Source organism: Paenibacillus sp. FSL H8-0034, from assembly GCF_038000305.1.
Taxonomy (GTDB): Bacteria; Bacillota; Bacilli; order Paenibacillales; family NBRC-103111; genus Paenibacillus_S.
The window spans coordinates 2,947,477-2,966,608 of sequence record NZ_JBBOBS010000001.1 but is presented as its reverse complement, the minus strand read 5'-3'; the positions used below and the strand labels follow the sequence as shown (position 1 = coordinate 2,966,608).

The following is a 19,132-nucleotide window of genomic DNA, read 5'->3' as shown; positions in this document are numbered from 1 at the left end:
CTTGTTCCTACTCCTTAACAGATCCCATCACAATGCCTTTAACAAAATATTTTTGCAAAAAAGGATAGACGAGCAGAATCGGCACCACGCCAATAAACATCTGGGAAGCTCTGACAGTCTGCTCGCTCATCTGCTCCAGATCATCCGCACTCACGTTCATACTCGTTAAATCACGCTGTACAATAATCGTCTGCAAAAAGGTGGCCAGCGGGTAATTCTGGGCCTTGGTAATATAAATTAGACCGTCAAACCATGAATTCCATTGACCGACCATCGTAAATAACGATACCGTAGCAATCGCAGGCAAGGCAAGAGGTAAATAGATGTTAAACACGGTGCGGAAATGACCGGCTCCATCCATATATGCAGCCTCCTCCAAAGCCTTGGGGACACTGGAGCGGAAGAAATTAAGCAGCAAAATCATATTAAATACATTCACAGCATGGGGCAGAATCAACGCCCACAGTGTGTTAATCATTCCGAGCTTTTGAATCAAAATGTAAGTCGGCACCAGGCCGGCATGCATCAGCATCGTAAAAACAAACACCCACATGTAAAAGGTTCTGCCTTTAAAATCGCGATTATCCTTGGATAATGCATACGCCGTCAATGTAATGAGCAGCATGGACAGCACGGTTCCCGCTACAGTACGGGTGACACCGTTAATCAATGCTCTCAAAAAGTTTTCATTGGCCAACGTTTTCGTATACGCGTCAACAGTAAAGCCCATCGGCCATATACCGACCAGATTGGCACTGGCCGCAGCTGGTGCACTAAAGGATACCGCCAAAATGTGGATAAGCGGCAGCAGACAAATCACTGCAAGCAGCCCCATACATACATAGTTGAAGACTGAAAATATTTTGTAAGGCATGGATAGGTGATTCAATGAGGGTCCCTCCTAAAAGTTTTCGACAGAAAACTGACTTCGTAAGCATCTGCTGAGCTTCCGTAGGAAGCTTGCATCGTAAGCATAATCTGAGTTTTCGACAGAAAACTGACTTCGTAAGCATCTGCTGAGCTTCCGTAGGAAGCTTGCATCGTAAGCATAATCTGAGTTTTCTAGAAAATCCGGTAATTGGCGAATACGTACGCCATTCTGTAAGCAATCATGATCAGAATAAAGCTGACTACCGACTTGAACATACCTACAGCCGTAGCAAAGCTGTAATCACCACTCAAGAGTCCGACTCTGTATACATAGGTATCGATGATGTCGCCTTTTCCATAAACGAGCGGATTGTACAGATTAAAGATCTGGTCGAATCCCGCATTCAGAATGCTGCCCAATGACAGTGTACCGACCACAATCGCAATTGGAATCAGCCCGGGAATGGTGATATAAAGCACCTGCTTGAATCGATTGCAGCCATCAATGACCGCCGCCTCATATAAGCTCGGATCAATACCGGCAAGTGCAGCCAGGAATATAATCGTAGCAAATCCAAAATCCTTCCACACATCACTGACCACAATCGTAAACCGGAACCAATCTCCATTTCCCAGAAAAAAAATCGGTTGAATACCGAATACGGCACCCAGAATCCGATTGACCATACCACCGTCCGTTGAGAGCATATCGATCAGAATGCCGCCGAGAATGACCCATGACAAAAAATGGGGCAAATAGACCATGGTCTGAATCGTCCTTTTGTAGCCGATAGCACGAATTTCATTCAGCAGCAGAGCGAAGACGAATGGCACTATTAATTGAAACAACACCTTCAAGCTGGCAATAATTAACGTATTCAAAATAACCTGACGAGATTGCGGAAACTCCCACATCTTGGCGAACTGATCCAAGCCCACGAAGGGTGAATCCGTAAATCCAAGCCAGGGCTTATATTGCTGGAAGGCCATAATTAACCCCGGCAGCGGGCCATATTGGAAAAGCAGCACGACCAGAAATGCTGGCAGCACCATCAGATGCAAAGGCCAATTTCGTGCAAAATTCCACTTAATCCTTGTTTTCTTGTCCGTTTTTTTATTTTTTTTAATTGCTGCGTTTCTCGTGATTTGCTGCGCGTTTTCCATATCCAGCGCTCTCCTCTGTCTCTGGTGTGATAACATCCATTATTGATCTCTGAACTGCTGCGGCGTCATGTGAAACCGCTCCTTGAATACCCGTATGAAGTAAGACGTATGATGGTAGCCCAGATGCTCGGCGATTTCATATACCTTTTTGCTGCTATTGCGCAAGAAGTGGACAGCTCGCTCCATTTTTAACCGATGTACGTAATCATTGAAGCCTTCTCCTGTTTCATTCTTATACAGCCACGATACATATTTGGGATGCAAATTCACTTTGTCTGAGAGAAGCTGCAGCGATACATCCTCATGCAGGTTTTGCTGCACAATTTGTTGAATATGGTGGATGGTCTCATTACGATGGGGAACATTGGACGGCTCCACCTCTCCATACTCTGCTTTTAGTTTGAATAATATCCCGATTGCCCATGCCTCCAGTTCCTTTAGTGATATGAATTCAGGACACGCATTCATCTGGGACGTTTTACTGCCCATAATGAGCTCTGGCTGTTTGCCCTGACGATGTGCCGCATAGCTGTAGGTCATACAAAGCATATAATACATCTCCAGCCTATGCTCACCCGTAACCTCTGCTGTCGCATTCCAGTTGGCAAATAACTCTCGCAGCTTGCGTTCTGCTGCAGTCCAGTCGTTGGTTTCCAGCAGTTGAATCAGCAGCAGTGAATCCGCGAGACTGGATACAAACCAATCGGATTCTATTTCCCGCCTGCCAGAACCTGCATCAGCACTTATCGTGGAGACCACTGCTCTCGCTCCAGATATCAAAGTATTCTCCTCCTTAAAGCTTCCTTAGGAAGCTAACTTCGTAAGCATCAACTTAGTTTTGCGTAGCAAAACTGGCTTCGTAAGCATTTGCTTGCTTCCTTAGGAAGCTAACTTCGTAAGCACTTCGTTAACTGTTTGTTCCCCTACGTTAATCATAGATGGTTTTAGGAAACACGCATATATTCTCCTCTTAGGAAACGTGTACTAATTTTAAGCATTTAAAGATCTGCTTCGCCTACGTCTATATTCCCGAAAGGGATCGTGATAAACTGAAAGCAATCCACTCAAAGGGAGTGAAAGCGCTCCATGCCTTTCAAGATGAGCTTTTTCAAAAAAATTATGGTATTGATGTTTGTCCTGTTACTACCGGTTATTTTCCTGTACAGTTATTCGTATCAAACCAGCGTACAGGTCATTCAGAACGAGATCGAGGATTCCAGCATTCGTCAGCTCAACTTTTTTCTGAGTCAGGTGGAAAATACAGCTGCGCAGCTGGCTCTGCACTCGATCACATTAAGCAATGAAAGCGGTGAATACGGAGTTCGTGAAATTAGTCAGTTGGATCAGATCAGCAGTTATGTCGCACGTATCAAAACGAGAAAGACGATTGAAGAAAAGCTTCTCCTGTTCAGCAGCTCCAGCAGCTGGCGCAACAATATCTCGGTCTATTCGCCGATTTCCAATATTGCGTTATCGACCTATCCGGTGATCGAATATAAGCTGCCTGAGCTTCAGGAACAGCTGATTACCAAATGGATATTCGAACCCAAGGATAACCGGAGTACAGAGGATCGCTTTTCCTGGTACACAACCGAGCCGCCAAGTGCCCGGAACGACCTGTCTACTGCCACTTTGGTCGTGGAGACCAGCTTTTCCACCGATAACTTACGCAATATGCTTGACGATTTTATGACCAATCGTAAGGGAAACCCTTTCTTCTATAGAAATGGATTCGAACCTATTATGAACCGTAAAGGAAATCCCGAGCATATCACCGAACTAATCCGTTATTTCCAGGATCATCAGCCCGGCAGCTCAGGCAGCCACGCTCAGGTTATGATATCCGGCAAGCCTTATATGGTCAGCTCGGTTCCGTCAAATGCTTTAGGATGGACCCTGATCGATTTTGTTCCATTGGATGAAGTGTTATCGCCGATGTATAAAAGCCGCAATTTATTCTTTTCCGTTATCATCGTGCTGATCATTCTGGGCACTGCGATATCTTTTGTGCTTTATCGAAATGTACAGATGCCGATTCGTGAGCTAATCAATAACGTCCAAAAGCTGAAGCGAGGCGATTATTCAGCACGACTGTCCAATCAGCCGAAAAACGAGTTTCATTTTTTATTCAGTCGGTTTAACGAGATGGCTGCCGAAATTCAGGAGCTCATCGAAAAGGTATATGCCGAGAAGCTGCGTTCACGAGAGGCGACACTCAAGCAACTGCAATCGCAAATAAATCCACATTTTTTTTATAACTGTCTGTTCTTCATTGTCAGTATGTCGAGATTAGGGGAGAACCAGGCTGTCGAAGCTATGGCTACCAATCTTGGCGATTATTATCGCTATACAACACGTGTGGAAAAGCAAAGCTCTACTCTGAAAGAAGAGCTCGGACTCGTGAACAACTACCTGACCATCCAGCAGCTTCGACAGCAAATCAATTATGATATTCAGATTCCACCAGAAATGCTCGACCTGCCGATCCCCCGACTCCTGCTGCAGCCCTTGGTCGAAAATGCGATCATTCATGGACTGGAGCCGCTCGTGGGGGAGGGGCGAATTACGATCTATATGGAAATGAGCGTGAGCAGCATTAATATCGTCGTTGAGGATAACGGAGTCGGGATGACTGATATCCAGCTTAAGGAGCTGCGCCGTACCTGCTCACAGCCGCTAACAGAAGAAATGGGCTGTGGCGTATGGAATGTGCACCAAAGACTAATCTATATGTACGGTGATGAATCCGGTCTATTGCTCGATCATTCAGAGCTTGGCGGTGTGAAGGCTGTACTTTCAATGAGAAGGGATGTAGCTGTCCATGTTTGAACTGTTAATTGTTGATGATGAAAAGTTTGTTGTTGATAATCTGGCTTCAACATATCCATGGGAGGATCTGGGTATTACAGCCATACACACGGCCCACTCGGCCCATGAGGCCTTGCAGATCATTCAGTTTGAAAATATTCATATTGTGATTACCGATATCCGCATGCCGGGTATTTCCGGACTGGAACTGATTGACCAGATCCATAAGCTCTCCGGTAAAACCAAGTGTATATTGCTTTCCGGGCATTCCGATTTCAGCTATGCCCAGCATGCCGTCTCTTCTCGTGCTGTCGCTTATCTCTTAAAGCCCGTTAAGGAGGAAGAATTAATCCAGACCGTACAGACTGCCATCGATCAAATTGAGACCGAATGGAAGGAAGTCACCTCTCATCAACGTACGTTGTATACCTTAAGCGAGCATCTGCCGCAGCTGCGGAGTGCGCTGCTGAACGATCTGCTGCAGGGCAAATACATACCGCCTCTGATGTTGAACAAAAAGCTCACCATGTTCAATCTGCCGGATCAACGCGACCAGCTGTTTGCCATGATGTTCGTGCGAATGGAGCAAGGGTTCAGTAATTATGATGATTACAGCCGCTCCTTGCTGGAGTTTGGCATCGTCAATATTAGCGAAGAAATTTTTGCTGAGAAATTTCAGCTATGGCAGTGCAAGGACATCTACGATTATTTGGTGTTTGTTATTACACCCAAGGACCCTGGCTTCCTGTCGGGCAGCGAAATGAATGAACAAAAGGCTCGTAAAATTCTCGAAAAGCTGTCATTGCAGCTGCAGGACAGTGTGACTCAGTTTCTGAAGGGCAGTGTATCGGTACTCATCAGTGATTGGGGCAGCTATCCCGATCAAATTTATCCATTTTACCAAAACTCCATATCCATTATTCGTCGACATCCGGAAAATTTGCATGGTTTTTTTATTAGCTCCAAGCATGTAGTGCCACCTGCTGAATTTCAACCTCTGCGTAATTTGTATGAACCACCGATGCTAATTCATCTGCTAGAGGCAGGCCGCTTCAGTGCAGTCGAAGACAAGTTCATGTCCATTATTGATGAGCTCCGTACAAAAAAAGGCTACACCTACGAATATATGCAGGAAACCGCACTAATGCTCGGCTCCGCTGTACTGCAAACCTTGCACAAGCAAGGCCTATTGCTGGAACAATTCGCTGACATCGGTATTTTGAAAGCGACCGACCATGAAACGCTCGCCTCCATAGACAGTTTGGAAAAATGGGGAACCCGGATTATCGATTCCCTGCGGGATCATGCCGTCAAAGAAACCAAAGGCAGCCACCATACGATTATTCAAAAGGTGCAGGAATTCGTGCACGCCCATCTTGATCAAGATGTGTCCCTGCAATCGTTGGCCGATCATGTGTATCTTCACCCTGCCTATTTATCGAAAATCTTCAAGCTGGAAACTGGCGAAGGCATGAGTGACTACATCTATAGATTAAGAATGGAAAAAGCCTCTCATTTACTAAGCGAAACCAATGAAAAAATTCATGAAATTTCCCGAAAATCCGGCTATGTAAACCCCTCTCACTTTTCACGTGTTTTTAAAAAATATTTCAATATGACTCCCGACGAATACCGCAGCAGGGAAACCTGATGCGTTGCTTCGTCTCTGGATAAGAAGTACACGCACACAGCGATACATTCGTGTTGTTGAAAAGGCTGGAAAATAACACACCTCAACAGGTATCTTATTTTCCAGCCTATCTGCTGTATCCAGCTTCATCGAAAGCAGGGTCACTCAGGATGACCTTGCACGGCCATGATCCCTGTTCACTCAGCTTTCGTGGGTAGCTGCCGTTACTTCACCTGCTCAGCCAGCAGTACTTCCATATCCTCCAGCAGACGCATCGTTTGCACGGCATCCTCATAGTTCGGTTCCGGCTTGCGACCGTTCACCAGACAATCGATAAAGTAAACCAACTCATCCTCATAGCCATGATGGGAATGCTTCGGATACAGACCATGGCTCGTATTCCAGCTTAACGTATCGCCACCCTCAAGCAGCGCATAAGGCTTGAATTGATCCTTCTTTTGGCTGGGAGGACGGTTATAAACAAGGTTCTTCACATTATCGACCACGACATTTTGACGGTCGCCAATCAGCTCCAGCCGCTCCATCGGATACAGCTCATCCAACAGCGAACCGGACTGAATCGTACCGATTCCACCCGACTCCGACCGGAACGAAATCGTATAGCCAACTCTTTTGTCATCAATAAACACACGCTGCACCTGAGTCAGCTTAATCTCACCCATCATAAAGCGAGCCAAATCCAGATGATGAATCACGTGGTTCAGCTTAAAGTATGCTTCCGATTTATACGGGGTCGTGTTGAATTGCGATTGATACATATGAATACCGCCAAATTCCGGGCGTGACGCAATTTCCTTGGCCATCACATACGAAGTCATAAATCTACGGTTAAAACCAACCATCGCAGTCTTGCCCGATTGCTTCTGCAGCTCGATCAGTTCCTCAGCCTGCTGGCTGGTGGAGCTTGGCGTTTTCTCTACAAAAATATCGATTCCAGCGAGCAAAGCCGCCTTTGCCACCTCGTAATGCATCTGCTCATTAATGACGCATACGATCGCATCCAACGATTCCTTGGCAATCATCTCGTTATAATCCGTATACGTCTGCGGAATGTTGTAGTAGTTCGAGAACCGATTGAGCTTGGCTTCGTCAATATCACAAACAGCAACTACCTGAACCTGCTGTGTCCATCTGAGACATGTGTAAATAAATTCAAACATATGTTTTCCACAGCCTACAATACCCACGCGCAATTTCTTTTCCATGTCATTTCCTCCCGATTCGTTTGTTTCTTCTATATTATAGTAGGAACACATCAGTGAAGCTTCAACATAAAGCACGAATAATTCATAAAATCCGTTGCAGACTCTTAAGTCAGCCTTTCACTGCCCCCAAGGACATCCCCTTGACGAGCTGGTTTTTGACGATCGAATAAAAAATAATCATCGGAATGACCGCGATCATCACGGAGGCCGCCATTAACCCGTATTTCACACTATTCTCATCCTTGGTGAACGATAATGCAACGGACAACGTACGGTTAGCCCGATCCGGCAGCATAATCAAAGCCGTTAAATATTCATTCCAGTACGCAACAAATGCTAAAATCGTGATCGTGACGATTCCATTGCGGCTGAGTGGCAGAATCACTCTCGTAAATAACTGCCAAATATTGCAGCCGTCGATCACTGACGCTTCATCAAGCTCCTGCGGGATCGCCCGCATAAACATCACCATCAAAAAAATAGAAACCGGCAGCTCATAAATTACATAGGCAAACACAATCGAATATTTGAATCCAAATATGTGTAGATCGTTAAAAAGCTTGAATGTCATCGGCAGAATGGTCACCGTAGGAACCATCACGGCAGCGGAAAAAATCAGATACACCGCTGAGGCGCCTTTAAAGCGAAATCTGGAAATCGCAAACGACAGCGTGAGCACACAAAACAGCAGCAGTACAATGGAAAGTGTCGTAATGCTGACAGAATTCCAAAAGGCGCGGGGAATGTTGCCACCCAGAAGTACCTGCTCATAGTTCGTCCATTTAAAGGACTCCGGAATCAATCGGATACTCGTAAATATTTGGTCGTTATCACGAAACGAAATACTTAATATCCACAGCAGCGGAAATAATGTCATTAAAGAGTAAGCGATCAATCCGCCATACTTGACGGCTGTCGACAGCTTGCCGACCATGCGACCGCCTTGCATCCTGCTCATTCTCTGGTCCCCCCATCGGTTGTCATTACTGTTCCTTTGAAGTCGTCAGCTTGCGAAATAGCAAAGTGACGACCAGACTAAATACAAAAATCAGGATGGCTATCGCTGTTCCATATCCATATTTCATTCCAACAAATACAGTTTCATACATATAGGTTGCCGGGACCTGTGTGGAGTCGCCCGGACCGCCCTTGGTCATAATAAAGACGTAATCGAAGCTTTTGAAGGCTCCCGTTATCGATAAAATCATGCATATTTGCAAAATAGGCCAAATTAACGGAATCGTAATCCGTGTAAACTGCGTCCATGCTCCTGCCCCATCCAGTGTGGCTGCTTCATATACCTCTTCTGGTATATTTTGCATACCCGCCAGCAGAATAATGAAAAAATAACCGATCGTATGCCAGAGAGGAGCAGCAATTACTGCATAGAAAGCCGTATTTTCATCGGCCAGCCAGCTTCTCGACCAATCCCCAAGACCAATCGTTTGCAGAAACAAGTTCAGCAGCCCGATATCCTTGTCATACATTAATGAAAACATCAGTCCGATCGCTGCCGTAGAGATCACCACAGGTAAAAAGAATACAGTCGTAAACCAGTTTGAGCCGCGAATCGGCTTTCTCAGTACGCTTGCCAGAACCAACGCCAGTCCGTCCTTAATCACAATGGCCAGCAAGGCCCAGATTAGCACTCTCCAGAAACCATTCAAAAAAAGCGGATCATGCATAAGATCCATATAATTTTTAAAACCAAGGAATGTCTTCTTCCCGATGCCACTCCACTCAAAAAAACTGAAATAAAAGGTTTGTGCAAATGGAACTACAAAGAACAAGCCATATATCAATAGACTGGGCAGCATAAACAAAATAACCGTCTTACGAAATGCAAGCAACCCCATACTGGATTTGCCTCCTACCTTTACAGGATTAATGAGGCCAACCTGCTCTCGGCGCGAGAGCGGATTGGCCCCGTAGTCTCAATAGCATGAACACATCAAGCTTGATTATTTGCTATAAAATATCGCGTTCAAATCCTCAGCAAGCTTCTCCGGTGTAATCTGTCCGCCGTAGAATGCCCCCATCTTCGACTCGAATTTGGTACGCTGATCCGGCTTCATCACGGCATTCAGCCATTTGTTGGCAGGCAGCTTGGCTGCCAGCTTTTGCGCATCGAATGCCAATCGGCCAATTTTCACCGGATCGACCTCGACACCCTTCATCGGAATGTTTTGTCCAGCTTTCTCTGCGTATGATTTCCCGGCTTCCCGGGACGTTAATCTCCGTAACAGCTCCTGGATGTAGGGACGCTTATCGGTATCTGCCCACGATTTGGCACTGACATAATACAGATTAGTCAGATCCTTTTCAATGGTTTTTGTTTTTTGGGCGCCATCCGGGATAAGCGGGAAATCGATGGCTACCATTTTGGCCTGAATTTCAGGCTTGATTAACGGGGTTGAGAACGAACCACTCTCAAACAAAGCCGATTTTTCGGTATTGATGTATTTGGAAATGACCGCATCCGTATTCAGCGCTACCGCATCTTCCGGTATGTTGCCGACAACCAGCTCCTTCAGCAGTGTTAATGCTTTAACCACCTCGGGTACGTTCATCGACTCCTGCCCTGAGTGCATCTTCAACGCTCTCTCGTTCGTCAGCATTCCATTCATCACATAATTGTACAAACGATTGGCCAGGCTATCGGCCTGTGTATTAATGCCCCAAGGCACATAGCCCTTTGCCTTCAACGCTTTAGTGGCCGCCAACAGCTCCTCAAAGGTTTGTGGAACAGCGATTCCCGCTTTATCCAGTATTTCTTTGTTGACGAACATTTGCATGAAATACATGACGATAGGTACACCATACGTTTTTCCTTCGAGCGTGGCTGTTTTCCAGAAATCATCATCAAACAGATCCTTAAAAGCAGGGTCCGATTTGACCCAATCGCTTAAGTCCGCCAGCTGTCCAGCCTTCGCAATACCATCCAATCCAAAAACCGGATCCATCCGCCAGTAGTTGAACACATCAGGAATTCTGTCGCTGACCGCATCCATTTTGATCTTGGTTTGCAGGTCGTTACCCGCCGATTCTTCCATCGCAATCGTCACGTTCGGGAAGTCTTTCTTGAATTGATCCAAAATCTGCTGCTGCATGGGGCCCATCGGTTGATTGGCCACATAATTGGTTGCAAAGCGCAATGTTACTTTGGGACCGTCCTTTTGAGGCTCGGATGCTGCCTGAGTGTTTTTTGGCGGTGCGGATGCTTTGGACGGCTCGGCCCCCTCGTTACCGGAACAAGCGGCCAAAAGTGCGAATATCATGGTGAGCATAAGTACGACTGAACCTATCTTTTTCAAGAAAACCCCTCCTGTATATGGATAATTGCTCATATTTCTTAAGCACATTTATATTGTATAATCAAAGCCAGTCGAACTACATGCAATAATCTTCACTCTACTTGTAGATTTATTAGTGTTTTTTGAGATGGAAGGAGTACCCATAATGCTAAAGGTTCTAATTGCAGACGACGAATACCTCGTCAGAGAAATGCTGAAAAACGCCATAGACTGGCAGGATCAAGGCTTTGAAATCGTCGGGGAAGCGGAGAATGGGAAACAAGTGTTATCCCAGCTTGCACAGACGGTACCTGATCTGGTTATTATCGATATCAATATGCCCATTGTAAACGGGATTGAGGTTGCCAAAGAAATTTATACCTATTACCCGCTCATGCACATGATTATAGTATCCGGCTATAGTGACTTCGAATATGCCAGACAGGCGATTACTTACAAAGTTACAGATTATTTACTCAAGCCGATTGACGATCATGCCCTGCTAACTGCTGTACAGCGTGTGAAGCATGAACTGGACAGCCGTGCACTAACAATTCAGAAGCTGCAGCATTGGGACGCATCGGAAAGTGCACTGCAAAGCGTGCGATTTGCCCATTTTATCAAATTATGGTTAGAAAATTCCTTGTCTAATGAACAGGTCGCCGCCAATCTGCACGATTTCCAAGTGACGCTGCCATCTGATTATATCCAATGTGCAATAGTGGAGCTAGGACCATCCTTAACCGAGCTTTCTCCAACGGATTCCGGTTATAGCGATTCCGCTGATGATGTTGTCAGCCAGGTGCTCGAATTCGGCATCAGCTGCTTGAGAAATGCGGGTCTTCCCTGGCATGTGTTACATAGAGTGGATTCCAGAACCTTGACTCTGGTCATAGGCTCCACGTATGGGTTCGAGCATTTCCTGCCGGCTGCTCTTGCTGAATGGATGGAAATGGTACATGCCAGGTACTCCTTATCCTTAACTATAGGAATGAGCGAAACCAACAGTGGATACGATAGTCTGCCACAGCTTTTCCTATCCTCCCAACAGCAGCTTGCCCGTAAGTTCTATCTTGGGCATGGGAGCATGATTCGACCCACAAGTATTCGATCGCAGGAAGCCCGACAATCCTATCTTGCTTTTCCAAGAGAAAAGCTATCCTTTCTTATTCGCTCAGGCCAAACTGCTAATTTGCGTGCGATCCTGAAGGATTATTATGTGGCATTGGCCAACGAACAAGCCTACACCCGGGAAGCTGCATTCTTGTTTTCCAGTGAGCTGCTCAATCTCGAAGCCCATCGATTAGTGCAAAAGCAAGTGACATCCGACGTGATCCAGCAGGTGGAAACTCTTGCAGAGCTTGCTGAAACCACGATTCGTATTGTTACAGAGCTGTCGGTTTCCTATTACCAGGAACAGCTTACGAAGAAGGATGAGCTTGTACAGCAGTCCAAGTATTTGATTATGGAAGCACTGCATGACCCGGATTTGAGTGTCGAGCTGCTATCACAAAAGCTGTTTGTCTCGGCCTCTTATTTGAGCCATCGCTTCAAGAAGCTTCAAGGTGTAGGGCTAAGTGAATATATCAACACACTGCGTATGCACAAGGCTGTCGAGCTTCTCAGTGAGCAGGATTACAAGCTCCATGTATTAGCAGAAAAGGTTGGATATCGTGATCCCGTTTATTTCAGTAAATGCTTCAAAAAAATGTTTCAGATCTCTTTCTCCGAGTACAAGAGGGCCAGATGAAGCTTTCCTTCGGTTCGATACGCGCTCGTATGAATGCCATACTGGTACTGATTATTTTGCTTTCCTTTGTTACACTTGGCATTGGGATGTATAACAGGGTGTCAGGCCTGCTGCTCAAGGAAACCAAGCAATCGATCAATTATACAACCGAGGTCCTCGATAGAGATATCCACCAAATGCAGGAGGATATCGATCGGCTGGCCAAAGGCATGTACACTAACAATGAGCTGGGTATGCTGGTCCATACCTTTCCCGATTTCTCGCATCCGCAATACGTCAACAATCAAATCAGCAGCTATTTATATATGAAAAACATGCTTTCTACACGTCCCTATGTAGATTCCGTTTATGTATATCAAGGCAACCAAGCCGTGCTTCAGTTCGGTGCTCAAGTGAAAAAGCCGGAAGAACGGATATCCAGTCTCGCAGCCTACCCGACGATTGATCAGCTTCCTTCCTTAACCCAATACTGGCTGCCGGTGCGTGCACCGGACGACCCTCCGGAGAAACCGCATTTTATATCGGTATTTATGAATTATTATGACAATTCGTCCTTGCTTAAATCGGGTCTGCTGCAAATCAATATGGAGCTTACGCCTGTATTTCGTATCTTGACGAACAATGTAACGGGTGACCGCAAGTTCTATGTCATCACCCGGGACGGCCAATTGTTATTTGGTACCGATTCGAACAACATGGACAGGATTATGGGACAACTCCGGACCGTTCCGATCCATGGTAGGGAGGATCTGGAGATGGAGCTGGACAGCAAGTCTTATCTGGTTACCCAATATCCGTCCCAGTATGGCGACTGGGTGATCATCAATGCTGTACCGACAGCGGAAATTAACTACAGCAGCCGCAGTGTCCTGGAGTTCATGGTGATCTTCATGATTATAGCCGGGACGCTCATCCTTTCTTTGTCCATATTTATTTCTTCGCGGATGCTAAAGCCGGTAACGACATTAACACGACTCCTGCAATCGATCAATTTTGATAAAAAAATTGAATGGACCTTCCGTAATGATATGACTCCCTTAATGGGAGCTTCACATGAGATCGGGCTCTTTAGCCGTACGTTCGCTAAAATGATGGACCGGCTCGAAGCGTATACCGTGGAAATCGAGCAAGCCTCGGCCAGACAGCGCAATCTGGAGCTGGAGCTGCTGCTGTCCCAGATCAAGCCACATTTTTTGTATAATACACTGGAATCATTTTGCGGTCTGGCTAAACTGAAACGGACGGATGACATCTACAAGCTGGCCAAATCGTTGGGACTTTTTTATCGGATTTCATTAAGCAAAGGGGCCGCGATCATCACCGTCCGTGAGGAGTTAGAGCATGTTAACAGCTATTTACTCATTGAAAAAATGAAATATAACGATAGATTCGATTATCATATTGAGATGGAGCCATCACTCCAATCAGTCCATATGCTCAAGCTGCTGCTGCAGCCCGTTGTCGAAAATGCGATCGCCCATGGCATCCGTCACGTGGAGCATAAAGGCTTCATCCTTATTTACGTACACAAAAACGAGGAATTCATGGAATTCCTCGTCAAGGATAACGGATACGGTATTTCTCCAAGCATGATGCAGCAATTAAACAATCAGACTTTCGTTTCTACTGGCTGCGGAGGCTTTGGCATTAGTAATATCAAGGAACGGCTGCAATTATTTTATGGCGACAGCTGCAGTCTACTATACACCTCGCCTGCACAAGGCGGGACAGAGGTTACGCTGCGCATTCCTCTTGTTCGTGAGACCAATTCTTCCTGAAGCTAGCCGAGCAGTCTGTCGAGATCATCAAGCAGCCGCATCGTACGAACTGTATCCGCAAAGTTAGGCTCCGGCTTCTTACCGTTCATGAGGCAGTCTATAAAATACACCATTTGATCCTCATAACCATAATACGAAAACCGCGGATACAGGCCCAGACTGGAATTCCAAACAAGTGCGTCTCCACCGTCCACCAGGTCATAGGGCTTATAATGATCCCTGCGATATCCCTGGGGACGGTTATAAACCAAATTACGAATATTATCCACAACAATATTTTGTTTGTTGCCCAGAAGCTCCAGCCGCTCCATCGGATACATTTCATCGAGAATGGAAGCAGACTGGATCGAACCGATTGCGCCCCCTTCTGTACGGAACGAAATCGTATACCCCACCTGGGTATGCCCAATCGTTTCATCCAAGCTGATTCGCTGCGCATGCGTCAATTCAATCTCTCCCAATATAAAACGGGCCAGATCAAAATGATGGATAATGTGACTCAGCTTGAATTCGGCATCGGATTTATAGGGTGATGCATTAAATTGTGACTGGAACATATGAATCCCGCCAAACTCCGGACGGTGCGCAATTTGCTTCGCCATCACATACGAGGAGGTAAATCTGCGGTTGAAGCCTACCATCGTGATACGTCCCGTCTGCTCCTGAATGTGCAGGAGCTCTTCGGCCTGAGCTGTATTCAGGCAAGGTGTTTTCTCGACCAGTACATCAATGCCCGACAGCATAGCAGCCTTCGCCACCTCATAATGCATCTGTGGATTAATGACGCAAATGATGGCATCCAACGGCTCCTTTTCGAACATTTCACGAAAATCGGTATAGCGCTTGGGGATATTATAATGACCTGTGAACTTGTCCAATCGTCCCTCATCGATGTCACATGCCGCTACAACCGATACCGGCTTGGCCCATCTTAACGTATTGTACATAAATTCGAACATGTGGCGGCCACAGCCGACAATTCCTATTTTGAGCTTAGTCTCCATATCTGAATCGACTCCTTTTCTTACTAACAGTGTATAATCAAAAAGGGGTCGAAGCTTCAATATAACCTATGGAAAATTCATAAAATCCGCTGTGGCACCTACACTTGACCTGTACTGCCTTGGTGTCATCTTCACAAGCTGCTGAAACGAACGATAAAAAGAAGCGTGATTCGGGAATCCGCTTTGCAGAAATACATCGGTAACCGGAATATCGCTGCCAATCAGCAGCCGCTGCGCTTCCTTCACGCGCATTTTAATTAAATACTCCTTGAAACCGTCTCCAATAATCTCTTTGAATAAATGATAGGTGCGGGACGGGCTTAGCGAAATATGTGCGGCTACATCCTCCAGATGAATCGTTTCGGTATAATGCTCCTTAATAAATTGCAGCGCCGGGAATATCCTGTTAAATGAAGTTAACGTCACATTCCATTCCTGCTCGCTCAGCAGTGACCGATAATAGCGGGCAAGCAGAGCACATGTTTGCTGCAGTGCCCCAACCACATAGCTTTTATAGCCGATTTGCTTCTGCTCCAATTCCTCCCCCATGCCCAGCATCAACCGACCAATCTCCTGCGCTATCGGCAGATGGCCTACAATCTGATTGCGTATGACAAAAGACTTGGAGTTAAAGGGCAGCAGCAGCTCAGGCTCACTCGTTTCCAATATGGAAGGTCGGAAATATATAAAAAGAAACCGGCACATTTTGTCCGGATCGCAGTTGGCGATATGAGGCTGTGTCTGATTCACTACAAATACATCACCAGGGCGTACGGGGTAGGTTTCATCATTAATATGGAACCAGCCTTCGCCGTCGATGCAATATCCAAGCTCCACAAACGGATGCCAATGCTTGGTGACCGTATTGGCTCGGATCGTTCTTCTGGCCATGTCGATGGGAAAGGCGTGGTCCAAATCCATTTTTTCCTTACGCATGCGGGTCCTCCTGTAAGCCTATAAAGGTTCAAAGCGTTATTGATTCCATCATAGTTGGGGAGGACCTTATTATCAAGTTTTTTCTAATTATACTCTCGCCTTCTCTTCCCGCTCATATAAATCCGGCCTGCGGTCATAGAAGGGAGCAACGACGCCATGCTTGCGGTTTTTGTCAAGCTCGGAGAAATCGACAATCGTATATACGGCCATATTTTCGTTCAACCGCCCGGACATCAAGATTCCATCATTGGGAAAAGGAACATCGCATGGTGCAAATACTCCCGCCTGACAATGGCCCTCATCGATTTGGGGACGACCCACGGGCAAGGAGCCGACGATCCCGCTTAGTGCCACGAACAATTGATTTTCAACGGCACGTGCCTGGCAGCAATGCCGGACACGATGATATCCCGCCGCAGAATCCGTATAAGAGGGACACAGGATCAGCTCTACGCCTCTGGCTGCAGCAATTCGTGCAATCTCGGGAAATTCGATATCGTAACAGGTTAAGATCGCCGCTTTGCCCCAACGGGTATGAATGATATTAAGTGAATCTCCACCTTTCAGCAGCCAGCGATGCTTTTCCTCAGGGGTAAGATGAAATTTATTTTGCGTCTCCACCCGGCCATCAGGAAAGAACATAAATGCCGTGTTCACATACCCGTCTGCTTCCTGACAAATATGACTGCCGGCGGCAATCACCATACCGGTTTCTTTACTTTGGCGCTGAAAGAAATCACGATAGACGGTCGTAAAGCTGTCCAAATACCGGCACGCATCCTCATTATCCATAGCTGGAACAAGCGACAGCAAGTGTGCCGTCACATATTCCGGTAAAACTACCAGCTCCGCCTCCTGCCTGACTGCCTCCTGCAGCTTCTCGGCCATCAGCTCCCAGTAATGCTCAGCGGAATGAATGTCGGTCAAACCGTATTGAATCGTAGCAATTTTCAGTGTTGTCATAGTGGCGTAACTCCTTCACAATAGAAAAACGAATTAGGAACGAATTTGCAGCGAATAAATATCGGTTCGTCGATCCCCAATCGTCAAAACTTCCTTCGTTTTTCTGTAACGCTGCAGTACCTCCAGATCGATCTCGGCCATAATAACCGTTTCCGTATTTTCACTGCACTCTGCGGCCACACCGTCACGGGGGAAGGAGAAGTCGGATGGTGTATAAATGCCGGATTGGGCGTATTGGATATCGATATTTTCAACATGCGTCAGATTGCCTACTGTGCCAGCGGTCACAACGAACATTTGATTTTCAATTGCTCTCGCCTGGGCACAATATTTGACGCGTAAAAAGGTTTGGCGGTCCTCCGTACAATACGGTACAAAAATAATTTGCGCCCCTTCTTCAGCAACAATGCGTGAAATCTCAGGGTACTCAATATCACTGCTGAGCTGGATCGAAATTTTACCGCAATCCGTATCGAATACTTCCAACCGGTTGCCACCGTTGATTCCCCACCACTTGCGTTCGTTAGGGGAAATATGCAGCTTATACTGCTGGGCTATCGTCCCGTCGCGGCGAAATAAATGGGCCACATTATAGATACGATTATTTTTTTCCAAGAAGTGCGAACCTCCGATAACATTGACGTTATATTTCACAGCCAGATCGGAAAAGAGCTCCACATAATTCGGTGTGAATTCGGTCAATTTGCGGACAGCCAAGCTGGGTGAGCGCTCCTCCAGGAAGGATAATAGCTGCATGGTCACATTTTCCGGAAATACGGCAAAGTCTGATTTATAATCCGAGGCCACATCCACATAATGCTCGCATTGGGTAGCAAACTCCTCAAACGATTCGATTTTCTTCATCATGTATTGAACAACACATACCCGCACGGGAAATGACATTTTGTAATGGATCTTGGAGATCTTCGGTTTATACTCAATGTTGTTCCATTCCAGCAGTGTCGCATAGGTCATCGATTCCTGATCATCGGGCAAATAGTTCGTAATGATCCGTTTCAACGTGAAGCCGTTCATCATCTGGAAGGTCAGCACGGGATCATAAATATTTTGCTGCAATACCTCTTCGGCATATGCTCTTGGCGACATTTTATCGCTATATTTATGATAGAGCGGAATACGTCCGCCTACAATAATGCTTTTCAGATTCAGCTCCTCGGCCAACCGCTTCCGTGCTTCATACAAACGTCTGCCTATCTTCATACGACGGTAATCCGGGTGGACCATGACCTCCATGCCGTACAAATTTCCGCCTAATGGATTGTGTGTACGTATGTATCCTTTATCCGTAATTTCCGCATAGGTATGCTGCTCCAAATATTCATCGAAGTTGACGATCAGGCTGGAGCACGAACCGATTATAATTCCATCATATTCGACACAGATTTGCCCCTCCGGGAATATGCGGATATGGCTTTCCAGCTGTTCAATTTTCCAAGGGAGCATATTCGGAAAACAGACGTTTTGCAGCTCGATAATATTTTCAAAGTCGGCACGCACAATATTACGGATAATGATCTTCTTTTCAAATTGCGAAATATCACCTTTGGTCATATAGACTCTCCACTCTTTCAATATGGTCTTTAATCATTATATATAGGAAGTACTATCTAAATATTTAGTGTGTGTAAACGTAATGTAAACAATTAACATCCTGGAAAATGGTGATTTATATTTACAGTTTATTTATAT

At 45.9% G+C, this 19,132-nt stretch carries 15 protein-coding genes; 4 read left to right on the top strand and 11 right to left on the bottom strand.

Annotated elements, in window-relative coordinates; all coding sequences use genetic code 11:
* Positions 1-7: 7 nt before the first annotated feature.
* From NST47_RS13260 to NST47_RS13250, 3 genes are all read right to left on the bottom strand, one after another.
* Entirely contained in the window at positions 8-874 is an 867-nt protein-coding gene (locus tag NST47_RS13260; protein WP_341159669.1) for a carbohydrate ABC transporter permease, read from the bottom strand.
* Between the two features lie 188 nt (positions 875-1,062).
* Positions 1,063-2,034 carry an ABC transporter permease gene (locus tag NST47_RS13255; protein WP_341155582.1) on the bottom strand — a complete coding sequence of 324 codons (972 nt, stop codon included), beginning with the start codon at positions 2,032-2,034 and terminating at the stop codon, positions 1,063-1,065.
* Positions 2,035-2,073: 39 nt separating this feature from the next.
* On the bottom strand, positions 2,074-2,814 hold the full coding sequence (locus NST47_RS13250) for a helix-turn-helix transcriptional regulator (RefSeq protein ID WP_341155581.1): 741 nt from the start codon (positions 2,812-2,814) through the stop codon (positions 2,074-2,076).
* A 318-nt stretch (positions 2,815-3,132) separates the two neighbouring features.
* Here NST47_RS13250 and NST47_RS13245 point away from each other — a divergent pair, with 318 nt between their 5' ends.
* Positions 3,133-4,863 carry a sensor histidine kinase gene (locus tag NST47_RS13245; protein WP_341155580.1) on the top strand — a complete coding sequence of 577 codons (1,731 nt, stop codon included), beginning with the start codon at positions 3,133-3,135 and terminating at the stop codon, positions 4,861-4,863.
* The gene (locus NST47_RS13240; RefSeq protein WP_341155579.1) at positions 4,856-6,493 is read left to right on the top strand and encodes a response regulator; all 1,638 of its coding nucleotides are present in this window, start codon (positions 4,856-4,858) and stop codon (positions 6,491-6,493) included. The genes NST47_RS13245 and NST47_RS13240 overlap by 8 nt, the downstream gene beginning before the upstream one ends.
* A 203-nt stretch (positions 6,494-6,696) precedes the next feature.
* On the opposite strand, the gene NST47_RS13235 is transcribed toward NST47_RS13240, so the two are convergent.
* The 4 genes from NST47_RS13235 to NST47_RS13220 all read right to left on the bottom strand — a co-directional run bounded on the left by NST47_RS13235 (position 6,697) and on the right by NST47_RS13220 (position 11,012).
* Positions 6,697-7,698 (bottom strand): Gfo/Idh/MocA family protein, encoded by a 1,002-nt coding sequence (locus NST47_RS13235; RefSeq protein WP_341155578.1) that lies wholly within the window; start codon positions 7,696-7,698, stop codon positions 6,697-6,699.
* A 109-nt stretch (positions 7,699-7,807) separates the two neighbouring features.
* On the bottom strand, positions 7,808-8,656 hold the full coding sequence (locus NST47_RS13230; protein ID WP_341155577.1) for a carbohydrate ABC transporter permease: 849 nt from the start codon (positions 8,654-8,656) through the stop codon (positions 7,808-7,810).
* Between the two features lie 25 nt (positions 8,657-8,681).
* On the bottom strand, positions 8,682-9,554 hold the full coding sequence (locus NST47_RS13225) for a carbohydrate ABC transporter permease (RefSeq protein ID WP_341155576.1): 873 nt from the start codon (positions 9,552-9,554) through the stop codon (positions 8,682-8,684).
* Between the two features lie 105 nt (positions 9,555-9,659).
* Positions 9,660-11,012, bottom strand: coding sequence for an ABC transporter substrate-binding protein (locus tag NST47_RS13220; protein WP_341155575.1), 1,353 nt, complete (start codon positions 11,010-11,012; stop codon positions 9,660-9,662).
* Between the two features lie 145 nt (positions 11,013-11,157).
* On the opposite strand from NST47_RS13220, the gene NST47_RS13215 reads away from it, so the two are divergent.
* Positions 11,158-12,741, top strand: coding sequence for a response regulator (locus NST47_RS13215; protein ID WP_341155574.1), 1,584 nt, complete (start codon positions 11,158-11,160; stop codon positions 12,739-12,741).
* On the top strand, positions 12,738-14,519 hold the full coding sequence (locus NST47_RS13210; RefSeq protein WP_341155573.1) for a sensor histidine kinase: 1,782 nt from the start codon (positions 12,738-12,740) through the stop codon (positions 14,517-14,519). The genes NST47_RS13215 and NST47_RS13210 overlap by 4 nt, the downstream gene beginning before the upstream one ends.
* Before the next feature lie 2 nt (positions 14,520-14,521).
* Here the strand turns inward: NST47_RS13210 and NST47_RS13205 are convergent, their stop codons facing one another.
* From NST47_RS13205 to NST47_RS13190, 4 genes are all read right to left on the bottom strand, one after another.
* Positions 14,522-15,523, bottom strand: a complete 1,002-nt coding sequence (locus tag NST47_RS13205) for a Gfo/Idh/MocA family protein (protein ID WP_341155572.1) — start codon at positions 15,521-15,523, stop codon at positions 14,522-14,524.
* A 66-nt stretch (positions 15,524-15,589) separates the two neighbouring features.
* Positions 15,590-16,459, bottom strand: a complete 870-nt coding sequence (locus tag NST47_RS13200; protein WP_341155571.1) for an AraC family transcriptional regulator — start codon at positions 16,457-16,459, stop codon at positions 15,590-15,592.
* An 87-nt stretch (positions 16,460-16,546) separates the two neighbouring features.
* Positions 16,547-17,422 (bottom strand): carbon-nitrogen hydrolase family protein, encoded by an 876-nt coding sequence (locus NST47_RS13195; protein WP_341155570.1) that lies wholly within the window; start codon positions 17,420-17,422, stop codon positions 16,547-16,549.
* Positions 17,423-17,455: 33 nt separating this feature from the next.
* Positions 17,456-18,994, bottom strand: coding sequence for a bifunctional GNAT family N-acetyltransferase/carbon-nitrogen hydrolase family protein (locus NST47_RS13190; protein WP_076228154.1), 1,539 nt, complete (start codon positions 18,992-18,994; stop codon positions 17,456-17,458).
* Positions 18,995-19,132: the final 138 nt, after the last annotated feature.

Coding starts and splice junctions, on each gene's coding strand:
- NST47_RS13255 (WP_341155582.1), bottom strand. CDS start 2,034: ATGGAAAACGCGCAGCAAATCACGAGAAACGCAGCAATTAAAAAAAAT.
- NST47_RS13215 (WP_341155574.1), top strand. CDS start 11,158: ATGCTAAAGGTTCTAATTGCAGACGACGAATACCTCGTCAGAGAAATG.
- NST47_RS13235 (WP_341155578.1), bottom strand. CDS start 7,698: ATGGAAAAGAAATTGCGCGTGGGTATTGTAGGCTGTGGAAAACATATG.
- NST47_RS13205 (WP_341155572.1), bottom strand. CDS start 15,523: ATGGAGACTAAGCTCAAAATAGGAATTGTCGGCTGTGGCCGCCACATG.
- NST47_RS13230 (WP_341155577.1), bottom strand. CDS start 8,656: ATGAGCAGGATGCAAGGCGGTCGCATGGTCGGCAAGCTGTCGACAGCC.
- NST47_RS13225 (WP_341155576.1), bottom strand. CDS start 9,554: ATGGGGTTGCTTGCATTTCGTAAGACGGTTATTTTGTTTATGCTGCCC.
- NST47_RS13190 (WP_076228154.1), bottom strand. CDS start 18,994: ATGACCAAAGGTGATATTTCGCAATTTGAAAAGAAGATCATTATCCGT.
- NST47_RS13200 (WP_341155571.1), bottom strand. CDS start 16,459: ATGCGTAAGGAAAAAATGGATTTGGACCACGCCTTTCCCATCGACATG.
- NST47_RS13195 (WP_341155570.1), bottom strand. CDS start 17,422: ATGACAACACTGAAAATTGCTACGATTCAATACGGTTTGACCGACATT.
- NST47_RS13245 (WP_341155580.1), top strand. CDS start 3,133: ATGAGCTTTTTCAAAAAAATTATGGTATTGATGTTTGTCCTGTTACTA.
- NST47_RS13210 (WP_341155573.1), top strand. CDS start 12,738: ATGAAGCTTTCCTTCGGTTCGATACGCGCTCGTATGAATGCCATACTG.
- NST47_RS13240 (WP_341155579.1), top strand. CDS start 4,856: ATGTTTGAACTGTTAATTGTTGATGATGAAAAGTTTGTTGTTGATAAT.
- NST47_RS13260 (WP_341159669.1), bottom strand. CDS start 874: ATGCCTTACAAAATATTTTCAGTCTTCAACTATGTATGTATGGGGCTG.